Genomic DNA, 25,195 nt, shown 5'->3' on the forward strand with positions numbered 1-25,195 from the left:
GCGCGACGATTCAGCCATTGCCGGGCTTGGCAGCTCAGCGACCGGATATCCGATGACCAGCCCGTTCGCGGCACGTCACATCGGCCCGTCGGAGGAAGACCAGCGGGCGATGCTCGCCACTCTCGGTTACCACACGCTCGATGACCTGCTGGCCGCGGCACTGCCCGCGTCCGCGCGGCCGCCGGGCTCGCTGGCCGGGCTGCCGTCGCCGCTCACCGAGCAGGAGGCGCTCGCCGAGCTGCGCGACCTGGCCGCGCGCAACACCGTGGCGGTCTCGATGATCGGGCTCGGCTACCACGGCACCGTCACGCCGGCGGTCATCCGCAGGAACGTGCTCGAGAACCCCGCCTGGTACACCGCGTACACGCCCTACCAGCCGGAGATCTCCCAGGGCCGTCTTGAGGCGCTGCTCAACTTCCAGACCATGGTCAGCGACCTGACCGGGCTCGACGTGGCCAACGCGTCGCTGCTGGACGAGGCCTCGGCGGCCGCCGAGGCGATGACCATGGCCCGCAGGGTCGCGGGCAAGGCGAACCGGACGGTCTTCCTCGCGGACGCCGACTGCCTGCCGCAGACCCTGGACGTGCTGCGGACCAGGGCCGAGCCGCTCGGCATCGACCTGCGCGTGGCGCCGGTCACCGCCGACGACACCTTCGATGGCGTCTTCGGGGTCCTGCTCCAGTACCCAGGCGCCAGCGGCGCGCTCCGCGACCTGATGCCGGTGATCGAGGCCGCGCACGCCGCGGGCGCCGTGGTGGCGGTCGCCGCCGACATCCTTGGCCTAACCCTGCTCAAGCCGCCTGGTGAGATGGGCGCGGACATCGCGCTCGGCTCCACCCAGCGGTTCGGCGTGCCGATGTTCTACGGCGGGCCGCACGCGGCGTACCTGGCCGTCCGCGCCGACCTGCGGCGGCAGCTCCCGGGTCGCCTGGTGGGCGTGTCGGTTGACGCCGACGGCAACCCCGCGTTCCGGCTCGCCCTGCAGGCACGCGAGCAGCACATCCGCCGCGAGAAGGCGACGAGCAACATCTGCACCGCCCAGGTGCTGCTCGCGGTCGTGGCGTCGATGTACGCCTGCTACCACGGCCCGGACGGCCTGACGGCGATCGCACGGCGAGTGCACAGGCACGCGCTGACCCTCGCCGCCACGCTGAAGGAGAACGGGCTGCTCACCACGGCAGACGCCGCGTTCGACACGATCGGCGTGCAGTTGCCAGGGCCGACGGAGGCGCGCGCCGCCCTGCTGCGCGCCGCGGAGGCCGGCTACCGCCTGCACGACGCGGGCGGCGGGGTGGTGCAGGTGACGTGCGACGAGACGACGAGGGTCGAGCACCTGCGCGACGTCGTGGCCGCCCTGGTGGGGGCCTCCATGGTCGGCAGCGGTCTTGACGCGGCCGATGTCCGGCTGTCGGTCATCGACTCCGACGCCATCCCCGCGTCCCTCGCGCGGACATCCAAGTTCCTGACCCATCCCACCTTCTCTGCGTACCACAGCGAGACGGGGATGCTGCGCTACCTGCGCCGCCTGTCCGACCTCGACGTGGCGCTCGACCGTTCGATGATCCCGCTCGGCTCCTGCACGATGAAGCTGAACGCGACCGCGGAGATGGAATCGGTCACCTGGCCGGAATGGGCCGGACTGCACCCGTTCGCGCCCGCCGCCGACGCCGCCGGGTACACGCGGCTCATCGGCGACCTCGAGCGCTGGCTGTGCGCGGTGACCGGTTACGACGCGTGCTCGCTGCAGCCGAACGCGGGGTCGGCAGGCGAACTCGCCGGGCTGCTCGCGATCCGGTCGTATCACCGCTCCCGCGGCGACGACGGCCGCGACATGTGCCTCATCCCCGAGTCGGCGCACGGCACCAACGCGGCGTCCGCGGTCCTCGCCGGCCTGCGGGTGGCGGTGGTCCGGTGCGGCCCCGACGGCGCGGTCGACCTGGATGACCTGCGCGCGAAGCTGGCCGCGCACGAGGGCCGGGTGGCCGCGATCATGGTCACCTACCCGTCGACCACCGGGGTGTACGAGGAGACGATCACCACGGTCGCCGACCTGGTGCACGAGGCGGGCGGCCAGGTGTACATCGACGGCGCCAACCTCAACGCGCTGGCCGGCGTCGCCTCGCTCGCGCTGCTCGGCGGCGACGTGTCGCACCTCAACCTGCACAAGACGTTCTGCATCCCGCACGGTGGTGGCGGCCCCGGCGTCGGGCCGGTAGCGGCCAAGTCCCACCTGGCCCCGTTCCTGCCGGCCAGGATCGGGCAGGGCGCGGGCGAGCCGGCCGGCGGCCCGGTCGCGAGTGCGCCGTACGGCTCGGCCGGCATCCTGCCGATCTCCTGGGCGTACATCGCGATGATGGGCGCGGCCGGGCTGCGCCGCGCCACGCAGGTGGCGGTCCTGTCCGCCAACTACATCGCCCGCCGCCTCGCGCCCTTCTACCCGGTCGTCTACGCCGGGCGGGACGGCCTTGTCGCCCACGAGTGCATCGTGGACCTGCGACGGCTGCCGGGCGGGGTCACCGTGGACGACGTGGCCAAGCGGCTCATCGACTACGGCTTCCACGCGCCGACCATGTCCTTCCCGGTGGCGGGCACGTTCATGATCGAACCGACGGAGAGCGAGTCGCTCGCCGAGATCGACGCGTTCATCGACGCGCTCATCGCCATCAGGGGCGAGGTGGACAAGGTGGCGTCGGGGGAGTGGGACGCGGCGGACAACCCGCTGAAGAACGCGCCGCACACCGCCGAGATGCTGATCGCCGGTGAATGGTCGCACGGCTACCGCCGGGAGGACGGCGGCTATCCGGGCGGGCACGGCGCCCGCGGGCCCGCGGGCGGCCGTGGCAAGTACTGGCCCCCGGTCCGCCGCATCGACCAGGCGTACGGCGACAGGAACCTGGTCTGCGCCTGCCCGCCGCCCGCGGCGTTCGAGTAGCACCACTCCGGACCGGCCTTCGGGGGGTACGGGGGTCGCCCCCCGGGAGATGTCCGTGTGGTGGGCGCCCGATACGATGGCGTTTTTTGCCATCGGGCGCCCACCACACGACGGCCCGGGGTCCCCGTAGCTACACCAGCGGGGACCCCAGGCCACTCGCGACGACTCCGGCTTGAGGGGGGAGAGAAGCCCCTGGTGATCCGCAGCGGAGGAGGTGCCGCTGCGGAAGTGCCGGTTCGCCGCGTCCCCGCGGGAGGCTTACGCGGGGGAGAGAAGGGTTCATGAGCCGGCCGCGACTGGGAGGGCCAGCAGCCCGGCGAGGTGCCGAGGCAGTTCTATCACGACGGTGCCGGCCTGGTCCGGGTGATCGGCCAGCGATACCACCGCGATCGCGGTGACGTCGCCGCGGTTGACCGTCAGGTGCGGCGCACCGAGCGGGACACAGACGACATCGCCCGCCTGGGCTACCCACCGCTGGGTGAGCCCGTCGCCATGCCAGACTTCGGTCTCGCCGCTGACGATGTGGATAGCCGTCGCCTGTGCGTCGTGAAAATGAGGTCGGCCGCGTGTACCAGGCGGGAGGATGGCGAGACGCGGCCGCATCCGCGCCCCGGCACCCGGCGGCTCCGCGGGACCGGCCGGCGGGTCCACCGGAAGCCGGCCGCCCGGTCGGATGATCACGCAGTCGCCGTGCGCACGCGGGCCTGCATGAGGGCGCTCGGCGTCGCGCGGCCGGGGCAGCCACTCATCAACCTTGCTAACTCTCAGCATTTACCCGTGTCCTATCCGTGATACCTACTTCGCCAAGATTATGGTGTTAAGGAACGATATCGCCACTCTCTGTAAGGACATATGGAGATAGCCTGAAGGTTAGAAAGACCTTTCCTAAAAGTTACATGTGATGTATTTACTAAGCTCATACTACTTATTCGAAATTCATCGTACGAGTGAATGGGGGAAATTTCTTTCTTCCGCAGGATCGGTACGGTTTGCAATGGTCACATTCCGTTATGACGGTGCGGCCGTTGATTCGTCCGCCTCGCGGGTCGCTCCCATCGCGCGCCCGCGCAATCTCTACCCTGGTACTACGGCCGTCCATGAACCAAGCCGCCCCCCGCCGCGTTCTTCAATAAGAAGAGCGGTCGGCACCGGCTGCCCCATCCGCACCCACGGCCACATAGGTGACGAGGAGAAGTTGTGACACAGGAACCACAGACGGATTCGCTGGCCACTCGCCGAGGCGTCCTGGCGGGCGTCGGCCTCGTGGGACTCGCCGGCGCGATTACCGCCTGCGGAGGTGGTTCTAGCAGCTCGCAGGCTGGCGGCGCGGGGACGACCCAGGCGGCGTCCGCGAGCACGCCAGCCGCGGGTTCGAGTGTCAGCGAGGGCGGCGGTGCGGCCGACGCGCTCACCACGACCAGCGACATCCCAGTGGGCAGCGGCAAGATCTTCACCAGCCAGCAGGTCGTGGTCACCCAGCCGGTCAGCGGTGAGTTCAAGGCCTTCAGCGCGGTGTGCACGCACATGGGCTGCATCGTCAATCAGGTCAGCGACGGGACCATCGACTGCCCGTGCCACGGCAGCCAGTACAGCATCAAGACCGGCGATGTCGTCGGTGGCCCGGCACCGAAGCCGCTGCCCGCCAAGCAGATAAAGGTCACCGGGGACAGCATCTTCCTCGAGTGAGGCATTGCGGCACGCATTGAGCACCATAGAATCCTTGGAAAACCTTAAGTCACAGGAGGAGCCGGCGGGAGTGCGTAGCGCGACGACGAACCCGGTCCTGGTGGCGCGAGTGCGGCACGCCGAGCCGGTGATGGGCACGGTGGTCTCGTTCGACGTGCCGGTCACCGCGCGGCACGACGGGTCGCTCGACGCTGCCGTCCGGTGGCTGCACTGGGTGGACCGCGTCTTCTCGCCGTTCCGGCCGGACAGCGACGTCTCACTGCTCGCCGACGCTGAGGTGACCGTCGACGGCTGCGCGCCCGAGGTCGCCGAGGTCATCGAGGCGTGCGCCTTCGTCCGTGAGCTGTCCGGCGGCTACTTCACCGCGTCGCCGGCCGGCCGGTTCGACCCGTCCGGATACGTGAAGGGCTGGGCTGTCGAGCGCGCCGCGGACATCCTGAGCGCGGCGGGCTCAGTGAGCCACCTGGTCAACGGCGGAGGCGACGTGCAGTGCGTGGGCGGCCGCCCGGTCCCGTCCGCCGCTGGCGCCCTGGCCGGCGGCGGAACACCGGCGGGCGGCGCGACGGCCGGTGCGCCGTGGCGGGTGGGCATCGCCGACCCGCACCGGCCCGGTCGTCTCGCCCTCGTCGTCGAGGCAAGGGACTGTGGCGTCGCCACCTCGGGCACCGCCGAGCGCGGCACGCACATCATCAACCCGCACGCTGGCCGCCCCGCCGCCGGCCTGGCCAGCCTGACCGTGGCCGGCCCCAGCCTCGCCCTGGCCGACGCCTGCGCGACGGCCGCCTTCGCGATGGGCCCGGACCGGGCACGCGCCTGGGCGGAGTCGCTGCCCGGCTACGAGGCCTACGCGATCACGGAGACCGGCCAGACCTGGCAGACCGCCGGATTCGCCGCCTTCATCGTCGCGGCCTGACCTCGCGTATCGCCGTCCGGTCAGCGTGACGTCGAACCGGCCGGATCGTCGGCCACGCCAGGCGAGGGCCGGTCCCGGCGCAGCACCGTGAGCAGTTCGTCGTAGGGGCCGATGAGGTAGGCCTCGTCGGCCGGCTCGAAGCGGTCCGAGCGGCGCGGCGGGTGCTCGAGCACCGAGCGGTCGGCGGCGCGGCGCAGCGCCAGCACCCGGGTGCGCGCGGCAAGCTCGTGCATCGCCAGGCCGTGCAGCCCGCCGCCCGGCGTCACGGTCAGCCGGGCGACGAGCAGCAGCTCGTCGCCGGCGTAGAAGGTGGACAGCACGTCGAGGCCGAGGGCCGCGCCGACGAACCACGGCGCGGCGAGCGCGGCGGTCGACCGGACGTCGTGGAACCCGAACGTCTCCCGCACCGAATGCGCGAGACGGGGGTCGAAGATGCGCAGCACGACAGGCGTCGAGCCCCAGCGGTCGCCGAGCTGGTCGCGCACCGCCAGGCCGGTCTCCAGGTTGGCCAGGTCGTCGCTGGTCAGCACCGCGACCGCGGAGGCGACGGCCAGCTGCGCCGAGGCCAGCACCTCGGGCAGCGTCGCGTCGGCGACAATAACCGGCACCCCCAGGACCCGCAGCTGGCCCAGGTGCCTGTTGTGCTCGTTCATCTCCACGACGACCACGTCGCGGCCGGCGTCCCGCAGCTGGCGCACCACCCGCAGGCCGACCGTGCCGAGGCCGATCACCAGCACGTGGCCGCGCAGGCCGGTGATCTTCCGGACCCCGAGCGACTCCTCGATCCGCCTGCTCACCAGCATGTTCGTTACCAGGGCGAAGAACACCGCGACGAACAGCGCGCCGGTCATCATCAGCAGGATCGCGTAGACGATCAGCCAATCCGGCTCGCTCTTGAACGAGAAGTCGCCGTACCCGACCGTCGTCACCGTCTCGACGGTGAAGTACATGGCGTCGATCAGCGTGATGCGGTGCCCTGGCCCGGCGTAGCGGTAGGTGAAGCGGAGCACGAGCGTGGTGATCACCAGCACGGTGAGCAGCGCGCCGAGCGCGATCGCCAGCCGGCGGTCGGCCGCGCGTGCCAGGGACAGCGCGAGGTCGCGCAGCTGCCTGACCCAGCGTGCCTGCCCCGCGAGGCCGAAGACGCCGGGGGAGCGGCGTGAAACACGAACCCGTTCCGGATCATCGATGACGGAGGCGGCGGCAAGCTCGGCCGGGGTGCCGATGAGCGTCACCTCGTCACCGGCCCGCACCCGGGTATCCCGGCCGGGGCAGACCTGCACGTCGCCGACGGGCGGCACCACCGCGACCGGGGCGAGCGCGCCGTACAGCGTGCGCAGCGTCGCGTCGCGCGGTGCGGTCGTCCGTGCGGCGAGGAACCGCTCACCGGACAGGGTCATCTCCTGCACGCCCGCGCGCAGGCACGCCTCGACGACCGACGGCGCGGACAGCCCGGCCACGTCGAGGACCGCGACGCCGGCCTCCTTGATCGCGCGGCCGACCGCCGGGTTGGTGAGCTGGGCGACCACCCGCACGTCAGCGCGGAGCCGCCGGACGAGCAGCGCGGACTCCAGCGCGGCCAGGTCGTCGTCCTGAACGCACAGCACCGCGATCGCCCCGGCCAGGCCCGCCGAGGTCAGCGTCTCCTCGGCGCGCGTCGGGCCGGCTACGAGCGGCACGCGCCAGCGGGCGATCAGCTGGGCGAGCGGCGGCGGCGGATGATCGTCGACCACCACCGCGGGCACGCCGGACAGCGCGAGCTGCTCCACGATCCGCAGCCCCACTCCGGGCAGCCCGCAGACGATCACATGCCCCTGCCAGGCGCCGTGTCCCCCCACGGGATAAGCATGCCCAGCGCGCATGACCGGCTGTTAACCGGCCCGGGTTATTCGTCGGCCAGCTACTCGCCGACACTGCCGTCGATCGCCTCGCGGAGCAGGTCAGCGTGCCCCGCGTGCCGCGCTGTCTCCTCGATCAGGTGCAGGATCACCCAGCGGAGCGTGAACGGCTTCCCCTGCCAGGGGGCGGCCGACTGGTCATCGAGGCTGGGCGCCCTGGCGACGACCTGCCTGCCCCGGTTGCAGGCCTCGCGGTAGCGGCGACGCAGCCACTCGGGCTCCTTCTCCAGGGCGGTGCGGAACTCGTACTCCGGGTCGGCGTCCCAGTCGATGCCGGTGAAGTCCTCGCGCGGACCGAGTCCGCCGAAGTGCACCTCGAACCAGCCCTCCTCGTTGAGCGCCAGGTGGTAAAGGATCCCGGCGAGCGTCAGGTCCGAGGTCGCGATCCGCTGCCCAAGCTGCTTCCTGGTCAGCCCCTCGGTCTTGAGCAGGATTGTCTCGCGCTGGTAGTCCAAGTACTGCCCGAGCACGTCCCGCTCGTCCGTCGACGTGGGGTCAGGGATCTGTCGCACCGGATCTCCTCTCGCGCGGCCAGTCCTGACTCTAGTCCCGCCTGCCGACAAAATCGCACTCCTTTTCCAGCGACCCGAGTCCCCGGCTGGCGGACCAAAAGCATCATCAAGAACGGGTGCGGCTTGCTTCGTCACCGCCGGCTAGATCAGCGGTTCCTGGCCGGCGTCGTAGACCAGCAGCCCGTCGGCGCGCAGCCGGACACCGGGGGACAGGCGGTGCGAGTCGGTGCCTCCGCTGTGCATCAGGTGGCGCACCTCGACGTCGCGGGCGAGCGTAATGAAATCCGCGAGCAGCCGTCGGTGGCAGCGCCACCACAGGGACTCCGAGCACATCACCGCCACCTGGCCGTCGCGGTTGCCCGTCGCCTCCGCGAGCACCGCGTCGATCGCGTCGCGGAAGTCAGCCCCGCGCATGTACTCGGCGTACCCGCGGAACATCGGCTCGCGCCACGTCACGTCCGGGTTGTCCTGACTGGGCTTGCGGAAGCCGCCGAGCCGCTTCTCCCAGCGGTAGCCGACGCCGGCCTCGGGCAGCCATTCCTCCATCGCGGCACGGGCGAACTGCGGATGGCGCTTGCTGCCCGGCGCGATGCGGATGTCCACCAGGGAGACCACGCCCGCGTCCGCGAGAAGCGCCGCCGTCCGTTCGGCGGAATCCGTCCCGTGCCCGTAGCTGAGGAGCATCCTCCGACCCTACGGTGCCTGTGGCCGCCCGTGGCCGCCCGGGTCGCGGGGGGACAGTTGGTTTGGCCGGCGCCTCCCTTGGCAGTATGGGCACATGGCGAACGGACAACAGGCAGAGCTAGGCATCGTTCAGCAGACGCTGTTCTTCCCGTTGCTCGCGCGGGCGCGGGAGACGGAACGGAAGCGGCCGCTGCTGCGCGACGAGAGGGCCGTCGAGCTCGTCAGGAAGATCGACTTCGACACGGGCACCTTCAACCAGAGCGCCATGTCGTTCCTCGTGGTGCTGCGGACGATGATCCTCGACTGGTGGGTGCGCCAGTTCCTCGCGGTCAGCCCGGGCGGGACGGTGGTGGAGCTCGGCACCGGGCTGAACACCCGGTTCGAACGGGTAGATAACGGGTCGGCGCACTGGATCGACCTGGATCTGCCGGACACGATCGAGCTGCGGCGGCGGTTCTTTTCCGACACCGGGCGGCGCCGGATGATCGCCGGGTCGCTTCTCGACGAGGACTGGCTAACGGCGGCGGAGCAACTGCCGGGGCCGTACTTCTTCGTGGCCGACGGGGTGCTGCCATATCTGACCGATGATCAGGTCACTGGCCTTCTCGCCCGGATCGCCGCCCGGTTCCCCAGCGCCCTCATCGCGTTCGACAGCTACCCGCGGAAGATTCTCGAAATGGAGCACAAGATGGCCGCCAAACGGGGCATCGCCCGCTGGCAGTGGTCCTGCGACGACCCGCGCACGCTGGAGCGTTTCGGCCTGCGCCTGCTGGAGTCGGCCGCGCCCACCCGGCCGCCGGCCGGCCTGCGCGCCACGCTCCCGGCGCGCTACCGCCTGCTGTTGCCCGTCGCCAATCCGGTCCTCGGGCAGGGCGCCGCTCTCAGCCTCTTTTCCGCTCTCCCGATCGCTCGTCAGGAAATTTCCTAAATTTCCGGCATCCGACCCATCCAGGTGGGCTTTCGCTACGAACAAGCGATTGCGGGACCCAGGTACCGCCCGCCGGGTTGGTGGGGGCTCGGCGGTCGGTACCGCCCCGGCGGCGGGGCGGTACCGGCCGGCGTGGTTGGCCGGCGGTACAAGACGGTCGTGTTTCAGGTCACCGCAGGCAGGCTCAAGAGCAGGATGGGCGTGGTGGTCGGCTGGTTCGACCCGCCGGCGGGCTCGACCGTGATGCCGAGTTTGTCGCCAGCCACCAGCCCGGATGCCAGGACCGGCGCGGTGAGCCCGGCTTCGGCCCCAGGCAGCAGCCCCGCTCGCCTGATGGCCGTGGCCTGCGCCGTTGATGGCCCGATAAGCCACAGCTCGTACACCTTGCCACCGGACAGGGCGGCAAGCCCGCTCGTGCTGACGACCAGTTCGCGCCTGCCCGCAGACAGCACGACGGTCGTCACGCCCCCGCCGCTGACCGGCCCGGTCACCGTCGTGACGTCCGGCGCCGCGAGCACCGCGGCGATCGCCTGACCCTGCGCTCGCGCGGAGTTGAGCTGCTGGGTGGCGGAGGACAGCGCGACGCTGAGCGCGACCACGGCGGCGATGGCGATGGCCGCGGTGGCCGTCGCGAGTCGTGGCAGCCAGCCGCTGCTTGGAATTCGGGACAGCCAACCGCGGAACCGCCACTGTGGCAGCGCCTCAGGCGGCAGTTGGCGGGTGCGGCTCACGGCCGCCATCACCCGCCGCCGGAGTTCAGGTGGCGGTTCCGCCGCCGTGGCGTAAGCCAGGGCGGTGGCCACCTCCCGAAGCCCGCGAAGCTCTTCCGCACACGACGTGCAGCGGCGCAGGTGCCTGGTGAACCGCTCTCGCTCCGCTCCCTCGCCGAGGGCATCGAGCGCATACGCGCCGACCAGCGCGTGCAGGTTGCGGCGCCACGGCAGCATCAGCTCACCCCCAGGCAGTCGCGCATGCGCAGCAGGCCGTCGCGGATGCGGCTCTTGATGGCGGCGAGGGTGGCGTCGACAAGCGCGGACACCTGGCGGTAGGTGTAACCGTGGTAATAGGCGAGCGTGATCGACTGGCGCTGTACCTCGCTCAGGTCGCCGAGGCAGCGCCGGACCCGGTCCCGGTCCATGCTGTTCTCGACCAGGTTCGCCACGTCGTCTGGTACCACGTCGGCCCAGGCCGTCTTCAGCTCCCGTTCGGTCGCCGCGACCTCCGCCCGCACCCGGTCGACGGCCCGCCGGTGCGCGATGGTCAGCACCCATGTCGCGGCGCTGCTCCGTGCCGGGTCAAACCGCGCCGCCGTCCGCCACACCTCGAGCATCACCTCCTGGGTGACCTCCTCGGACTGCGCGGGATCGCGGAGCACCCGGCGGATAACGCCGTAGGCTGGCCGGGCGAGCTTCCGGTACAGCAGCTCGAACGCCTCCTGGTCGCCGACCGCAGCACGGCGCAGCAACTTGTTGTGGTCTGGCTCGCCGTCCTCGGGTGCGCGCGTGAGCCCCGGCTGGTCAGGGTCAGTCTGATCCATACGCACCATTCGACGCCGCAGCCGCATCGGATGTGGACAAGATTCGCGTCTATACACATCACGATCCAGCGACAGCGCACAGCTTCGTCGAGCGCTCTTCGCTTTTTCGCTTCAGAGGTCGTAGCGCGCGGGGACGGTGCTGTAGCCACGGCCGGACGGAGCGGTCCATCGCAGGACACCCGGTTCCGGTTGCTTCACTGACCAGCCGGGAGCCTGCTTGCACCGATGGTGCCTCCGGCATTTAGGCGCCAGGTTGCACTGACAGCTCGGGCCATCCGGATAGGCGACCGTGTGATCGAGGTCGCACTGGATGGCCTGCGCGTTGCAGGGCGGGGGCCGAGCAGGTGGCGGTGCGAGCACGGACCAGGTGCTTGAGGCTCCGGCTTGGCGTGTAGCGATCCTCGGCGTCCGCGTGATCGCACGGGCCGCGAACGATCGGGCGGAGCGTGATGTTCAGCCGCCGGACGAGGTCGGCGAGCAGCTGGGCCTGTGCGGGATCGGGGCAGCCTGGCGGCGGGCGACCCGGCGGTTACGTGGCGTTCGCTTGTGTGGCTTGTGTGGCTTGTGGCGGCGGCGTCCAGGGATGCTGTCCCCGGGCACAGCCATGGGCCAGGGCCGTGCCGTCCGGCGCCACGATCGTCACGCAGAAGCGGGTTCGCGGGCTGCGAGATGCGGCCGCGACGAATGCCCTCGACTCCTCGGCGTCGAGCAGGGTCAGCGCCCAGGTGTAGCTCCAGATGATGGACGCGCGGACGGCGTCGATGGTGCCGCCCGCCATGCCCGCGAGGGTCCGCGGAAGACGCGTCGCCAGGTCGGTGGCTTCCCAGATCCGTTCGTCGGCGTAGTGAACGGTGCAGACCAGTTCAGCAGCGAGCTCGTCTCCGGGGAACTGACCGGGCCGGCGGTGCGGCGGCACCTTGCGCGACCTCGCCTCCTCCCGCTGGATCTCACGGCGGCGGGCGAACTCCGCGATCGCCACGGCCTGCAGGTAGGCGGCCCGGTTTTCCAGCCGCCGCGCAGCCGACAGCGCACCGATCAGCTGGTCGTCGGAGAGGGACGGCAGGTCGGACACTGCCTGCTCGGTCAGCGCGGATAGCACCGGGCCTGGACGCAGCACATCGGCCGCGCGGTCCTCGCCAAACGCGGCGCTCGGCGCCTCACCGCCGAGTCCGTCAGGACCGCACATCACGGCGAGCAGCGCCGGATCGACGTCGCACGCGTCGCCAAGGCTGACAGAGACCGCCGGGCCCTCGAGTTCCCATTCCTCCGGGATCCGCCGGCGGCCCGCCTCGATGTCGGCGGCCAGCCGGTCGAGGTCGGCATCAAGATCGAAGTCGTCCTCCGGCTGCGGGCGGGGAAACGCGGTGGGCGCGGACTGCTGCATTTCGGCCCTCCTTCCGAAGATATTCGATTCATGATCTGCCTACACAAACATTCTAGCGAATAAATGATGATCAATAAATAAGGCAGAGGTATTCTTTTCAAGATCTTTTTCGATCAGCCATTCGCTCAGGGCTACATGAAGTTGCGGGTGTGCAGGGCAGACAGCTCGGCGGCCTCGTCGTCGGGGAAGCCGATCGCGGCAAGCCGCCGGCGCCGCCCCTCGTCCATCCGGTCCTGCAGGTCACGGACCGCCGCCCAGCCCCGTCGGATCGCCTCAGGCGACCAGGAGCCGGCGCCGAGCAGCACGAGCGCGCCGAACACCTCCGCGTTCAGGCCGGCGGTATCTCGCAGCGCCGCATGACGGCGTTCGACCGCCTGACGGAGTGTGCCAAGGTAGTGGCGGTCGGCCCGGGCCAGGTGGGCCGTGTGCGCGACGCCGAACGCCACGTGCCGTGCCTCGTCCCTGGCCGCCAGCCTCGTCACGTCGGCCGTGACCTGGTCCGGCGCGTGCTCGGCGATGAACCGGAGCAGGTCGAGGAAGGTTCCCTCGCCGAGCACCGACAGCAGGAATGCGGCCGTGGTGAAGTCCGGCTCGTCGAGCAGCGTCTGCAGCGAGGCGCGGCCGCCCGCCGATGAGGTGCCGGGCTCGCCGCCGGACAGCACCGCGCGCCTGGTGAACACCTCCACGTGCCGTGCCTCGTCGGCGGCCTGCGTCGCGAGGAGCTGCATCACCTCCCGGTAGTGCGGGTGCAGCTGGGACAGCAGCCGCGCCGGGATGATCAGCGCGGCCTGCTCGTTCTCCACCAGGTAGGTCATCAGCTGCACCACGGCGCGCTCCACCTCCGGCGGGGCCCCGCCAAGAGGCGCGGTCCAGTCGACGGCCGTCGCCGGGTCCCACTGGCTCGCGGCCGCCGCCGCGTAGAGCTGCGGCGCGATGTCGGCCCACACGTGGTCGCGCTCTGACCACTGGGCGCCGATCGGCGGCCCGCCCGCCTCGACGAGAGCGCCGCGCGCGGCAAGGCCCCAGGCGGCGTTCGCGTGCGCCGCCGGCGGACCGGCCGCGAGGCCGGCCCGTTCCGCCCCCTGCCAGCGCCGCTCGCCCGCTGACCCCTTGACGATCACGACCGTCGTGTCGTCCGCGGTGCCGCCGGCACGCCCTGCCCGCGGGCTGCCGCTGGGGCCCGCATCCGTCCAGGCAACCTGGTGCCCGTGCTCGCGGCACCACGCGGCCAGGTGAATCCCGAGCGCCGGGTGCGATCCGGTGACCGTCAGCCGCTCGCCTGGCGACAGCGCGTCAAGCCCGTGCGTCACAAGCAGGTGACCGCCCTCGTCTAGCCCGAGGTTCGCGAGGTCCGCCACTCCGGCAAGGACTCCGGCGAGGTCGGCCTGGTCGTTGCCCGGCATCGCCACCAGTCCCTAACGGCTCACGACGCGGTTCACGAGGCGGTTCATGACGCGGTTCACGATGCGCGCCTCATGGCCGGTAGTCCGCCGCGGTGACCGTCCCGTCGGCGTCGTAGAACCCGGCCTCGTCCACCGCGCGTTCCAGCTGCTCATAGCCGGACAGCCGGGGCGGTCGCCATTCCTTCAGCCCTTCCAGGTCGAGCAGCGGGCGCAGCGTCGCGTCGGCGTAATCCATGCCGAGCAGCAGTTCCGCGAGCCGCGCGACGTCGACGTCGAGGCCGCCGGCCGCCGACGGGCCTGCTGTCATCGTGCAGTGGTCGTAGGGCGGCGTCTGCGCCAGGACGCGGACGGCCCCGGCGGGCAGCACCCCCTCGCGGCCGAACAGCAGCAGGTTCGCGTCGATCATGCAGGCCGCGTCGACGCGGTCCGCCGGGTCCGCGGCGAACAGCGCGCGGGCGGCGTCCCGCTCGCCGCCGACGTGGTCGCCGTGCAGCCCGACCCCGACGTCGAAGCGGCGGACGGTGACATCGGCCCCCGGCTTCAGCCCCGCGGACCGTAGCAGCGACAGCGGAAGCAGCGTGGCCTGCGGCGAGTCGACGGCGCCGGTCGCGACCACCCGGCCGGCCAGGTCGCCAAGCGACGTCACCGGGGAGTCGGCCCGCACCACCACGACAGAACGCAGGTCACAGTCCGTGTCCCGCATCGTGACCGGGGTCAGCGTGGCGCCGCGGGCAGCGGCGAGCCGCCTGGCGCGCACCCAGGCGAGCGGCGAGTTCCACGCGACGTCGATGCGCCCATCGACCAGGTCTGACACCTGCCGTTCGTAGTTGGAGTAGAGCAGGTAGTCGAAGTCGACGCCGCCGGGCCCGCGCAGCCAGGCACGGAACCCGTCCCAGATCGTGACCACCTTCGGGTCATAGGCGACCGCGCCGAGCAGGACACCCATCACGCCTCCCCGAGCAGTGGCAAGCCGAGCAGCGCGCGGCCGATGAAGTCGTGCAGCGCCTCGGTGGTGGGGGCCATCACCCGCGCCGCCCGTGAGTCGCGGAACAGCCGTTCGACCACCGACTCCTTCCGGTACGCCGCCCCGCCGCCCGCGGTGAGCGCCAGGTCCGCCGCGTCGGCCGCCGCTTCACCCGCGGCCGCCTTCACCTCGAGGACCAGGAGCTGCGCGTCATCGCGTCCCTGCTCCACCGCGCCGATCGTGTCGCTGACCAGCGCCCAGGTCCGGTCCGCCTCGATGCGCAGCCGCGCCAGCCGTGCCCGCGGCGCGCTCTGCTGCGCCAGCGACACGCCGAGATGCTCAAGCCGCGTCGCGCGCAGGTGCGCGGCCGTCTCGTCGGCGAGGCGGCGCATCAGGCCCGCGCTCATCGCCGCCGAGCAGATAAGGAACACCGGCAGCACCGCCGCGAGCGCCAGGTCGAGGCCAGCGCCGTCGCCGCCGAGCATCGCGCCGAGCGGCACGGTCACGCCGTCCGCCGTCATCGGCGCGGACGCGTTGCCGCGCAGCCCGAGCCCGTCGAACTCTCCGGCCACAAGGAGCCCGGCGGCGCCGGCCGGGACCAGCCACAGGGTCATCGGACCGGGAGCGGCGCCGAAAACCGCACCGGACACCGCGTCGAGCGGCCGGCTCGACCACACGTAGCTGTCCGCCTGACCCGCCGCGGTCACCCAGCTCTTGTGCGCGTTCAGTCGGACCATGGCCTCGTCCCCCGCGCCGAGGAGCGTCGCCGTGGACAGGGGCGCCCAGAAGTGCGACCGCGACCCGCGCTCGGAGAAGGCGAGCGTCGACAGGTGCCCGCCGCCCGCGATCGCGGTCAGCGTCTCCTTGTCAGCGGCCGCCGTCAGCGCGGCGACCGCCGCATAGTGCATGGTGACGACCATCGCGGTGGAGCCGCAGACGGAGCCGAGCTCGCGCACCACGTCGGCCGCCTCACGCAGCCCCGCTCCGCCGCCGCCATGCTCGGCGGGGACCGTCAGCCCGAGAATTCCGGCCGCGCCGAGGGCGTCGACCTGAGCCCTGGGGAACGAGCCGGACGCGTCGACCGCCGCCGCCCCGGGTGCCACAACTGACTCGATTACACGCAGGAGCGCGTCGCGATACGACTCCTGAGATGGCATTGCCGCCTGCCTCTCACGGTTCGGCTAAGAAACCGGCCGACCGGCCGGTGGTCTCATCCTCGCCGGTACCCGAAGGACGCGCCACTATCCGCCCGCACAGGAAACCGCCGCCCGCGTTGTGCCGCCGGCGAGGCTCACCCCGCCGCGTCGGCGCGGATGTGCTCGAAGATCAGTGATGTCTCCGTGTAGGACACGTCTTCGTGCGAGGACAGCGTCTCGACGAAGTCTCGCAGCGCCGCCGTGGACGCCGCCGCGACGTGCAGCAGGAAGTCGTCCTTGCCCGCGAGGAAGAACACGTTGAGCACCTCGGGCAGCCCCGCCACCTCGGCCACGAACGCCCTTATCCGCCCCCGTGCGTGCGACTGCAACCGCACCGCGACCATCGCCTGCAGCGGCCGCCCGAGCGCGGCCGGGTCCACATCGGCGTGGTAGCCGCGGATCACGCCGCGCTCCCGCAGCGCCCGCACCCGCCCCAGGCAGGTCGACGGCGCGATGCCGACCCGGTCGGCGAGCGCGTTGTTCGGCAGCCTGGCATCGCGCGCCAGCTCGTGCACGATGCGCCTGTCGATGTCGTCGAGGTCGCCGCCCGTCGGCACGTTCGGTTCTGCCCGCGACGGCGCCGTGGGCCAGCTGGGCCGAAGAGTATTCGGCCGGCTCCCCGCAGAGATCGACTCAGAGGAATTTCCCGACATCATAAACGCAGTCTACAGAATCTTGTTCACGAATATGGCTAATTTTCCGAGGAAAATGCATCATGAAGCAACGGGCCGAACGCGGCTCAGCGTAGAGCATCCAACGCCCGAGCGAACCAAGGAAAGGCAGCGTCCCATGAAGGTCGGCATCCCCCGCGAGGTCAAGAACCACGAGTACCGCGTCGCGATCACCCCCGCGGGCGTGCGCGAGCTCAGCGACCACGGTCACGAGGTCTACCTCGAGAAGGATGCCGGAGCCGGCTCGCAGCTGTCCGACGACGCGTACGTCGCCGCGGGCGCCACCATCATCCCCGACGCCGACGAGGTGTGGAGTACCGCCGACCTGGTGCTCAAGGTCAAGGAGCCGGTCGCCGAGGAGTACCACCGGATGCGCCCGGGCCTGACCCTCTTCACCTACCTGCACCTGGCCGCCGACAAGGCCTGCACTGACGCGCTGCTTGAGAACAAGGTCACCGGCATCGCCTACGAGACGGTGCAGCTCGCCGACGGCTCGCTGCCGCTGCTCGCCCCGATGTCCGAGGTGGCAGGCCGCCTCGGCCCGCAGGTCGGCGCCTACCACCTGATGCGTTCCGGCGGCGGTTACGGCGTGCTGCTCGGCGGCGTCCCTGGCACCAGCCCCGCGCACGTGGTTGTCATCGGCGGCGGCGTCTCCGGCCAGCACGCCGCGCAGATCGCCGTGGGCATGGGCGCCCGGGTCACCGTCCTCGACAGGAACATCGCCAAGCTGCGTCAGATCGACGCGCTCTACCAGGGCCGCATCCAGACCGTCGCCTCCAACTCCTACGAGATCGAGAAGGCGGTACTCGACGCCGACCTGGTGATCGGCGCCGTGCTGGTCACCGGCGCCAAGGCGCCCAAGCTGGTCAGCAACGCCCTGGTCAAGCGGATGAAGCCGGGCTCGGTGCTCGTCGACATCGCCATCGACCAGGGCGGCTGCTTCGAGGACTCGCACCCGACCACGCACGCCGACCCGGTCTTCCGCGTGCACAACAGCGTCTTCTACTGCGTGGCGAACATGCCGGGCGCGGTCCCGAACACCTCCACCTACGCGCTGACCAACGCGACCCTGCCGTACGTGATCGAGCTCGCGGACAAGGGCTGGCGCGCCGCCCTCGCGGCCGACTCGGCGCTCGCCCCCGGCCTCAACACCCACGAGGGCCAGCTGACCAACGGCCCGGTCGCCGCCGCCCACGGCTACGAGTCGGTCTCCGTCGCCTCCGCTCTGGCCTAACCGCAAGATCAAAAACTGCATCATCCCGAACGGTTGCGCGGCTCCGCCCGACCCCTGCCCTTTCCCCGGGGCTGGGAACAGGCGGAGCCGCCGCCGCGCGACACGCCCGCCAGCCCTGCGGGCTGAGCGGCGGCTTGACGGCGTCGCCCGCACCCGTTCGGTACCAGCTTCCCGCGCGCCGGCGTCGTCCGGACACCCCGCCGGACGAACCGTGCGGCCACCCGCCGCGGCAAACAGCCGCGGCGCCGGCCCGCGCGCCGGAAGACCGCGGACCGGAAGGCACCGGCACCCACCCCCCCGCCAGCCTTCCGGTCCGCGCAAGCGTTTACGTGCTCCGCGCCGTGCCGCGATTCGTGCCGCACCTCCGCCTGAATCATGACGTGACTCGGCCAAGCCAGCAGACCGGGAACGCGACTGGGATGGCTCAGGCGAGGCGGACCGGCAGCGTTTCGAGGCCGTGGATGAGCGAGCTCGGCCGCCAGCGCAGCGTGGACGCCGAGGCGGCGAGCGACAGTGACGGGAACCGCGACAGCAGCGCGCCGAAGGCGACCTCGCCCTCCAGCCGGGCCAGCGGCGCGCCGAGGCAGTAGTGAATCCCGTGACCGAAGGCCAGGTGACCGCCCGCCTCCCGCTCCACCTCGAGCCGCTCGGCGTCGGGGAACCGCCCAGGGTCGAGATTGGCCGATGAGGTCACGCACAGCACCCACTCCCTGGCCGGGATCAGCACCCCGCCGATCTCCACCGGCTCGAGCGTGAACCGGTCGGTCGCGTGGTTGAGCGGGTTGACGAAGCGCAGCAGTTCCTCGACCGCGCCCGGCAGCAGGGACTGGTCCGCGCGCAGCCGCTCCAGCTGGTCGGGGTGGGTCAGCAAGGCAAGGACGCCGGAGGCGATCAGGTTCGTGGTCGTCTCGTGGCCGGCCACGAGCAGCAGGAACAGCATCGCGATCAGCTCGCGCTCGTTCAGCGAGTCGCCCGCGTCGCGCGCTTCGACGAGTGCCGAGATCATGTCGTCGGCCGGATGCGCCCGCTTGGCCGCGACGAGCTCGTTGAAGTAGTAGAACATCGCCGTCCCCGCCGCGCGGAAGGACCCGGGATCTCCGTCGCTGGCCACGATCGCGTGCGACCACTCGCGGAACTTGTCCCTGTCGCCGACCGGCACGCCGAGCAGTTCGCAGATCACCGTCACGGGCAGGGGGAACGCGAACGCCTCGATCAGGTCGACCGCGTCCTCGCCAGCGGCGAAGCGCGCCTCCATCGCGTCGAGCAGTTCCGCGGTGATCGCCTCGACGCGGGGGCGCAGCCCGGCGACCCGCCGCGCGGTGAACGCCTTGGCGACCAGCTTCCGCAGCCGCGTGTGATCGGGCGGGTCGGCGTTCAGCAGGTGCACCGACAGGTAGCCGGTCACCGCGTCCGGCACCCAGTCCGGAGAGGTGAGCTTGCCCGCCCAGTCCTTGTACAGCCGCGGATCGGCGAGCGCCGCGCGCACGTCGGCGTACCTGGTGACCAGCCAGACCCGGTCACCGTGCGGCAGCACGACCGACGTCACCGGCCCCTCCTCCCGCATCCGGGCGAAGTGGGCATGTGGGTCCTGGAAGTAGTCCTCGCCGAGTTGCTCGGCCGAGGGCGTGGCCGCGGATTCCGTCACGAGCGCCAGCCTACAAGATATTACGCGACTGGGGACGTCGCGGGCCGCGAGCGAACGCAGCCGGCGCGGGCGCAGCGGAGCGCCGCAAGGTCCGCGCGGGCGCGCCCCGGCGACTAGGCTTACAGTCGTGGCCGACCCGAATCGATACCGTCCCAAGCCGGGGGAGATTCCCGAGGAACCGGGCGTGTACCGGTTCCGTGACGAGCGCGGCCGGGTCGTCTATGTGGGGAAGGCGAAGTCGCTGCGGCAGCGGCTCAACCAGTACTTCGCCGACTTCTCGGCGCTCCACCCGCGCACCCAGCTGATGCTGACCACGGCGGCGAGCGTCGAGTGGACGGTCGTCAACACCGAGGTCGAGGCGCTGCAGCTCGAATACTCCTGGATCAAGGAGTTCGACCCGCGGTTCAACGTCAAGTACCGCGACGACAAGTCCTACCCCTACCTCGCGGTGACCATGGGCGAGGAGTTTCCCCGGGTCCAGGTGATGCGCGGCGCCAAGCGCAAGGGCACGCGCTACTTCGGCCCCTACTCACACGCCTGGGCGATCAGAGAGACGGTCGACACGCTGCTGCGCGTCTTCCCCGTCCGCACCTGCTCCACCGGCGTGTTCAAGCGCGCCGGGCAGATCGGCCGCCCGTGCCTGCTCGGCTACATCGGCAAGTGCTCCGCGCCGTGCGTCAAGCGGATCAGCGGCGACGACCACCGGGCGCTGGCCGAGGACTTCTGCGACTTCATGTCCGGCCAGACGAGCCGATTCATCAGGAAGCTCACCGCGGAGATGAAAGAGGCCGCCTCGGAAGAGGAGTACGAGCGAGCGGCCCGGCTACGCGACGACATCAAGGCACTGGAACGCGCCCTGGAAAAGCAGGCCGTGGTGCTCGGCGACGGTACCGACTGCGACGTGATCGCGCTGGCGGAGGATCAGCTCGAGGCCGCGGTGCAGATCTTCTACGTGCGCGGCGGCCGGATCAGGGGCCAGCGCGGCTGGGTGCTCGAGAAGGTCGAGGAGACCACGCCCGCTGACCTGGTCGAGCATTTCCTCGGCCAGTTCTACGGCGAGGGGACCTCACCGGACAGCAATGGCATACCGCGCGAGGTCCTGGTTCCCGAGCTGCCGCCGGACGCAGAGGCGATGACGCAGTGGCTGTCGGAGCGACGCGACGGCCCTGTCCAGCTGCGCGTGCCGCGGCGCGGCGACAAGAAGGCTCTCGCCGAGACCGTCGCCCGCAACGCGAAGGAGGCGCTCGCGCTGCACAAGCTGCGGCGCGCAAGCGACCTCACCACCCGGTCCAAGGCACTGAACGAGATCCAGGACGCCCTGGAACTCGACGACGCGCCGCTGCGCATCGAGTGCTACGACGTCTCCAACCTCCAGGGCACGCACGTGGTCGCCTCCATGGTGGTGTTCGAGGACGGCCTGGCGCGCAAGAGCGAGTACCGCCGCTTCTCGGTCAAGGGCTATGAGGGCAGCGACGACATCTCGGCGATCCGCGAGGTGATCACCCGCCGCTTCCGCCGCTACCTGGAGGAACGCGAGCAGTCAGGCGAGCTCGATCTCCTCGGCGACCCCGAGGCCGGCGATCCAGGTCACGACCAAGATCAAGACCAGGATCAGGATGAACGGTTGGTGGTTTCACCCCAGCAGCGCAAGTTCGCCTACCCGCCCAACCTGGTGGTCGTGGACGGCGGCGCGGGCCAGGTGGCGGCGGCCGCCGCCGCGCTCGCCGATCTCGGCATCGACGACGTGGCGGTGTGCGGTCTCGCCAAGCGGCTCGAGGAGGTGTGGCTGCCCGGCCAGGAGTACCCGGTGATCATGTCGCGCTCGTCCGAGGGGCTCTACCTGCTGCAGCGAGTCAGGGACGAGGCGCACCGGTTCGCGATCACCTATCACCGGGCCAAGCGGGGGAAGGCGGCGATCACGTCCGCGCTCGACGGGGTGCCCGGGCTTGGGCCGTCGCGCCGCGCGGCGCTGCTGAAGGCGTTCGGCTCGGTGAAGGCGATATCGTCGGCGTCGCCGCAGGAGATCGCGGCGGCGGTGCCCGGGATCGGCCCTAAGCTTGCCGAGTCGGTGGTGATCGCGCTGCGCCAGGCCAGTGTTCAGCGGGCCGGTGATCAGCAGAACAGCATGCCTAATCCGGGGGGTTCAAGGGACAATGACTGATACGACAGGGGAACGTGCCGGGCCGCCAACGCCCGACATCGTCATCATCACCGGCATGTCGGGGGCCGGGCGCACCTCCGCCGCCAAGACGCTCGAGGACCTCGGCTGGTTCGTGGTGGACAACCTGCCGCCCGCGCTGCTGCCCACCATGCTCGACCTGGCGGACCGCGCCTCGCTGGCCGGCATCGCGGCGATCGTCGACGTCCGGTCGCGAGCCTTCTCCACCGACCTGAAGTCCGCGATCTCCTCCCTTGGCGCCCGCGGCGTCGCGCCGCACGTTCTGTTCCTCGAGGCGTCCGACGCCGTCCTCGTGCAGCGCTTCGAGAACGTGCGCAGGCCGCACCCGATGCAGGGCTCAGGCACCATACTCGACGGGATCAACGCCGAGCGCGAGCTGCTGCGCGCCGTCCGCGGCGACTCCGACATCGTGCTCGACACCTCCGCGCTGAACGTGCACGAGCTGCGCGCCAGGATGCACGGCTACTTCGGCGGCGACTCGGTGACCGGGCTGCGGCTGAACATCGTCTCGTTCGGCTACAAGTACGGCTTGCCGGTGGACGCCGACCTGGTGGCCGACTGCCGGTTCCTGCCCAACCCGCACTGGGTGCCTGAGCTGCGGCCGCTGAGCGGCCTCGACGCCTCGGTCAGGGAGTACGTGCTCGGCCAGCCGGCCGCGTCGGCCTTCATCGCCGCGTACCTGCAGGTCCTTGACGTGTCCCTGGCCGGCTTCGAGCGGGAGGGCAAGCGGTACGTCACGCTTGCCATCGGCTGCACCGGCGGCAAGCACCGCTCGGTGGCCATGGCAGAACAGCTCGCCGCGAAGCTGACCGGCCGCGACGTGAGCGTCGCGCACCGCGACCTCGGGCGGGAGTGACCGCTTGACGGTGCCGTCACCCGGGGGGGCAACCCCCCGTACCGCCCGTACCTACCAGCCAAAGGTCGTCGCATTTGGCGGCGGGCACGGGCTCGCCGCGTCGCTGTCCGCGCTGCGTCGCGTCACGGACCGGGTCACCGCGATCGTGACCGTGGCCGACGACGGCGGGTCGTCCGGCCGGCTGCGCGAGGAGTTCGGCGTGCTGCCGCCTGGTGACCTGCGGATGGCGCTCGCGGCGCTGTGCGGCGACGATGACTGGGGCACGACCTGGGCCCGGGTTGTCCAGCACCGTTTCCGCGGCGACGGCGACCTGGGCGGCCACTCCCTTGGCAACCTGCTCATCGCCGGACTGTGGGACCTGCTCGGTGATCCCGTCGCGGGACTCGACTGGGTGGCGCGGCTGCTGCGGGTCACCGGGCGGGTGCTGCCGATGGCGGCGGTGCCGCTGGACATCGTCGCGCTAGTGGAGGGGGTCGACCCGGCGCTGCCCGCCGCGGTGTCCACCGTGCGCGGGCAGGCGGCGGTCGCGGTCACGCCGGGCCGGGTGCGGTCGATTTCGCTGGTGCCGGCCGACCCGCCCGCCGTTCCGGAGGCGGTCGAGGCGGTGCTCGACGCCGACTGGGTGGTCTTCGGGCCCGGTTCGTGGTTCACCTCCGTACTGCCGCACCTGATGGTGCCTTCGCTCCGTTCCGCCCTGACCCGGACGGCGGCGCGTAAGCTCGTGGCACTGAACCTGGTGCCGCAGCCGGGGGAGACCGAGGGATTTTCGCCACACAAGCATCTGGAAGTTCTCGCCGATCACGCGTCATCATTGTCTTTCGATGTCGTCCTCGCCGACGCCGCCGCGGTGGCCGGCGCCGAGGACGATCTCCGCAAGGCGGCGGAGCGGATGAGTGCCTCGCTGACGCTCGCCGAGGTGGCGGCGGCGGACGGGACACGGCACGACCCGGTGCGGCTGGCCGCTGCCTACCGGGCGATTTTCGGGGAGCGGCGTCGTCTGGGGGAGCAGTTCTAAGGTGATGGGGGGAGAGCCGCTATGGCGATGACAAGCGTGGTGAAAGACGAGCTCAGCAGGGTGCCGGTGATCAAGCCGTGCTGCCGGAAGGCGGAGGTGTCCACGCTGCTGCGGTTCGCGGGCGGGCTCACGCTGACCGCGGGGCACATCGTGATCGAGGCGGAGCTTGACACCGCCGCGGTGGCCAGGCGGCTGCGTGCGTCGATCGCCGAGGTGTTCGGCCAGCCGTCTGAGCTGCTTGTGCTCGCCCCTGGCGGATTGCGCAAGGGCAGCAGGTACGTGGTGCGGGTGTCGAAGGGCGGCGACAGCCTCGCCAGGCAGGCCGGGCTCATCGACTCGTTCGGGCGCCCGGTGCGCGGCCTGCCGCGGCAGGTTGTCTCCGGCGGCATCTGCGACTGCGAGGCCGCCTGGCGCGGCGCCTTCCTCGTGCACGGGTCGCTCACCGAGCCGGGCCGCTCGATGGCACTCGAGATCACCTGCCCGGGCTCGGAAGCCGCGCTGGCCCTGGTCGGCGCGGCGCGGCGGCTGAAGATCTCCGCCAAGGCCCGTGAGGTCCGCGGCGTCGACCGGGTGGTGATCAGGGACGGCGAGGCGATCGCCGCGATGTTGACCAGGCTCGGCGCGCACGACAGCGTGCTTGCCTGGGAGGAGCGGCGGATGCGCCGCGAGGTCAGGGCGACCGCGAACCGGCTGGCCAACTTCGACGACGCCAACCTGCGCCGCTCGGCCCGCGCCGCCGTCGCGGCGGGTGCCCGGGTGGAGCGGGCGCTGGAGATTCTCGGCGTGGACGCGCCTGAGCACCTGGTGATGGCGGGCCGGCTGCGCGTCGCCAACCGGCAGGCGTCCCTGGAGGAGCTCGGCCAGCTCGCTGACCCGCCGCTGACGAAGGACGCCATCGCCGGCCGCATCCGCCGCCTGCTCGCGATGGCCGACCGACGCGCCGCGGACCTGGGCATGCCGTCTACGGAGGCCTGCCTGACGGTCGACATGCTCCCGTAGCCGGTCCGGATTCTGTGGCGCGGGCCGGCGTCACCGCCGTAGGGTGACCGTTAGCGACATCACGGACACCCGGAGCGGGGCATGGCTGACTGGTTTGCCGAACTGGTGGATGAGGCGTGTGCGCAGGTGCTCGCCCGCCAGGAGATCCGGGAGAACCTCGCGGATGTCGACGATGACCGGGACACCGTGGACAAGATCACCGGGATGACCGGCGAGGCTCTCGGCTCCGGCCAGCTGCTCGAACTGCACGCGGCGAGCGCGAACGCCGTTACCCGGCTAGACGGCGAGCGCGAGATGATGCTCAGGGAACTGCTGCCACGGCAATCGCGAGCGATCGCCGATGCCGAGAACAAGATAAGGAGACTCGACCGGCAGCGTCAGCCGGCCGCGGCGCGGACGGAGACCGGCTGGCGAGGCTCGAGGGAGAGCTCGGCTCCGCCCAGGCCGACCTCGCGCAGGCATGGCAGGCCTTCGCCGAGGCCGCCGCGCAGGATGGCATCCTCCGGCATGCGCTGATCCGCGAGATCGACGGGCGGCGGGCCGAAGCGCGCGCGGCGCT

General features: G+C 71.2%; 22 protein-coding genes. 10 read left to right on the forward strand and 12 right to left on the reverse strand.

Annotation, left to right across the window (positions count from 1 at the left end; translation table 11 throughout):
* Positions 1-52 precede the first annotated feature (52 nt).
* Positions 53-2,932, forward strand: coding sequence for an aminomethyl-transferring glycine dehydrogenase (gene gcvP, locus EAS64_RS37600; protein WP_145861411.1), 2,880 nt, complete (start codon positions 53-55; stop codon positions 2,930-2,932).
* Between the two features lie 279 nt (positions 2,933-3,211).
* Here gcvP and EAS64_RS37605 read toward each other — a convergent pair whose 3' ends face one another.
* Positions 3,212-3,613, reverse strand: a complete 402-nt coding sequence (locus EAS64_RS37605; protein ID WP_187366466.1) for a cupin domain-containing protein — start codon at positions 3,611-3,613, stop codon at positions 3,212-3,214.
* Positions 3,614-4,129: 516 nt separating this feature from the next.
* Here EAS64_RS37605 and EAS64_RS37610 point away from each other — a divergent pair.
* The gene (locus EAS64_RS37610) at positions 4,130-4,618 is read left to right on the forward strand and encodes a QcrA and Rieske domain-containing protein (RefSeq protein ID WP_145861099.1); all 489 of its coding nucleotides are present in this window, start codon (positions 4,130-4,132) and stop codon (positions 4,616-4,618) included.
* 70 nt (positions 4,619-4,688) lie between these two features.
* Positions 4,689-5,531, forward strand: coding sequence for an FAD:protein FMN transferase (locus EAS64_RS37615; protein WP_246116070.1), 843 nt, complete (start codon positions 4,689-4,691; stop codon positions 5,529-5,531).
* A gap of 20 nt (positions 5,532-5,551) precedes the next feature.
* On the opposite strand, the gene EAS64_RS37620 is transcribed toward EAS64_RS37615, so the two are convergent.
* The 3 genes from EAS64_RS37620 to EAS64_RS37630 form a co-directional block, all read right to left on the reverse strand.
* Positions 5,552-7,369, reverse strand: a complete 1,818-nt coding sequence (locus EAS64_RS37620) for an NAD-binding protein (protein WP_187366467.1) — start codon at positions 7,367-7,369, stop codon at positions 5,552-5,554.
* A gap of 62 nt (positions 7,370-7,431) precedes the next feature.
* Positions 7,432-7,941, reverse strand: coding sequence for a DinB family protein (locus EAS64_RS37625; RefSeq protein ID WP_187366468.1), 510 nt, complete (start codon positions 7,939-7,941; stop codon positions 7,432-7,434).
* A gap of 141 nt (positions 7,942-8,082) precedes the next feature.
* The gene (locus tag EAS64_RS37630) at positions 8,083-8,625 is read right to left on the reverse strand and encodes a DUF488 domain-containing protein (RefSeq protein WP_145861103.1); all 543 of its coding nucleotides are present in this window, start codon (positions 8,623-8,625) and stop codon (positions 8,083-8,085) included.
* A 94-nt stretch (positions 8,626-8,719) separates the two neighbouring features.
* Here EAS64_RS37630 and EAS64_RS37635 point away from each other — a divergent pair, with 94 nt between their 5' ends.
* Entirely contained in the window at positions 8,720-9,553 is an 834-nt protein-coding gene (locus EAS64_RS37635; RefSeq protein WP_145861105.1) for a class I SAM-dependent methyltransferase, read from the forward strand.
* A gap of 164 nt (positions 9,554-9,717) precedes the next feature.
* Here EAS64_RS37635 and EAS64_RS37640 read toward each other — a convergent pair whose 3' ends face one another.
* The 7 genes from EAS64_RS37640 to EAS64_RS37670 all read right to left on the reverse strand — a co-directional run bounded on the left by EAS64_RS37640 (position 9,718) and on the right by EAS64_RS37670 (position 16,594).
* Complete coding sequence (locus EAS64_RS37640; protein ID WP_145861107.1) at positions 9,718-10,500, reverse strand: anti-sigma factor; 783 nt, start codon at positions 10,498-10,500, stop codon at positions 9,718-9,720.
* A complete protein-coding gene (sigK, locus tag EAS64_RS37645; protein WP_145861109.1) occupies positions 10,500-11,090 on the reverse strand; it encodes an ECF RNA polymerase sigma factor SigK in 591 nt (196 codons plus the stop codon). Before sigK ends, EAS64_RS37640 begins: the two co-directional genes overlap by 1 nt.
* A 529-nt stretch (positions 11,091-11,619) precedes the next feature.
* On the reverse strand, positions 11,620-12,474 hold the full coding sequence (locus EAS64_RS37650; RefSeq protein ID WP_145861111.1) for a hypothetical protein: 855 nt from the start codon (positions 12,472-12,474) through the stop codon (positions 11,620-11,622).
* A gap of 131 nt (positions 12,475-12,605) precedes the next feature.
* Complete coding sequence (locus EAS64_RS37655; RefSeq protein WP_187366469.1) at positions 12,606-13,877, reverse strand: ferritin-like domain-containing protein; 1,272 nt, start codon at positions 13,875-13,877, stop codon at positions 12,606-12,608.
* A gap of 70 nt (positions 13,878-13,947) precedes the next feature.
* Positions 13,948-14,823, reverse strand: a complete 876-nt coding sequence (locus EAS64_RS37660) for a phosphate/phosphite/phosphonate ABC transporter substrate-binding protein (protein WP_145861113.1) — start codon at positions 14,821-14,823, stop codon at positions 13,948-13,950.
* Positions 14,823-15,998: an acyl-CoA dehydrogenase family protein gene (locus EAS64_RS37665; protein ID WP_145861115.1), complete on the reverse strand. Its 1,176-nt coding sequence runs from the start codon at positions 15,996-15,998 to the stop codon at positions 14,823-14,825. Before EAS64_RS37665 ends, EAS64_RS37660 begins: the two co-directional genes overlap by 1 nt.
* A 134-nt stretch (positions 15,999-16,132) precedes the next feature.
* Positions 16,133-16,594 (reverse strand): Lrp/AsnC family transcriptional regulator, encoded by a 462-nt coding sequence (locus tag EAS64_RS37670; RefSeq protein ID WP_246116071.1) that lies wholly within the window; start codon positions 16,592-16,594, stop codon positions 16,133-16,135.
* A gap of 232 nt (positions 16,595-16,826) precedes the next feature.
* On the opposite strand from EAS64_RS37670, the gene ald reads away from it, so the two are divergent.
* Positions 16,827-17,942 carry an alanine dehydrogenase gene (ald, locus tag EAS64_RS37675; RefSeq protein WP_145861119.1) on the forward strand — a complete coding sequence of 372 codons (1,116 nt, stop codon included), beginning with the start codon at positions 16,827-16,829 and terminating at the stop codon, positions 17,940-17,942.
* 424 nt (positions 17,943-18,366) lie between these two features.
* Here the strand turns inward: ald and EAS64_RS37680 are convergent, their stop codons facing one another.
* Positions 18,367-19,587: a cytochrome P450 family protein gene (locus EAS64_RS37680; protein ID WP_222849896.1), complete on the reverse strand. Its 1,221-nt coding sequence runs from the start codon at positions 19,585-19,587 to the stop codon at positions 18,367-18,369.
* Positions 19,588-19,714: 127 nt separating this feature from the next.
* Between EAS64_RS37680 and uvrC the strand changes: the two genes are divergently transcribed.
* The 5 genes from uvrC (at position 19,715) to EAS64_RS37705 (ending at position 25,152) form a co-directional block, all read left to right on the forward strand.
* Complete coding sequence (gene uvrC, locus EAS64_RS37685; RefSeq protein WP_145861121.1) at positions 19,715-21,748, forward strand: excinuclease ABC subunit UvrC; 2,034 nt, start codon at positions 19,715-19,717, stop codon at positions 21,746-21,748.
* The gene (gene rapZ / locus EAS64_RS37690) at positions 21,741-22,622 is read left to right on the forward strand and encodes an RNase adapter RapZ (RefSeq protein ID WP_145861123.1); all 882 of its coding nucleotides are present in this window, start codon (positions 21,741-21,743) and stop codon (positions 22,620-22,622) included. The genes uvrC and rapZ overlap by 8 nt, the downstream gene beginning before the upstream one ends.
* Before the next feature lie 4 nt (positions 22,623-22,626).
* A complete protein-coding gene (locus tag EAS64_RS37695) occupies positions 22,627-23,637 on the forward strand; it encodes a gluconeogenesis factor YvcK family protein (protein WP_145861124.1) in 1,011 nt (336 codons plus the stop codon).
* A gap of 21 nt (positions 23,638-23,658) precedes the next feature.
* Entirely contained in the window at positions 23,659-24,636 is a 978-nt protein-coding gene (gene whiA, locus EAS64_RS37700; RefSeq protein ID WP_145861126.1) for a DNA-binding protein WhiA, read from the forward strand.
* Positions 24,637-24,717: 81 nt separating this feature from the next.
* Entirely contained in the window at positions 24,718-25,152 is a 435-nt protein-coding gene (locus EAS64_RS37705; protein ID WP_145861128.1) for a hypothetical protein, read from the forward strand.
* Positions 25,153-25,195 lie beyond the last annotated feature (43 nt).

This window comes from Trebonia kvetii (assembly GCF_007827045.1).
Lineage (GTDB): Bacteria > Actinomycetota > Actinomycetes > Streptosporangiales > Streptosporangiaceae > Trebonia > Trebonia kvetii.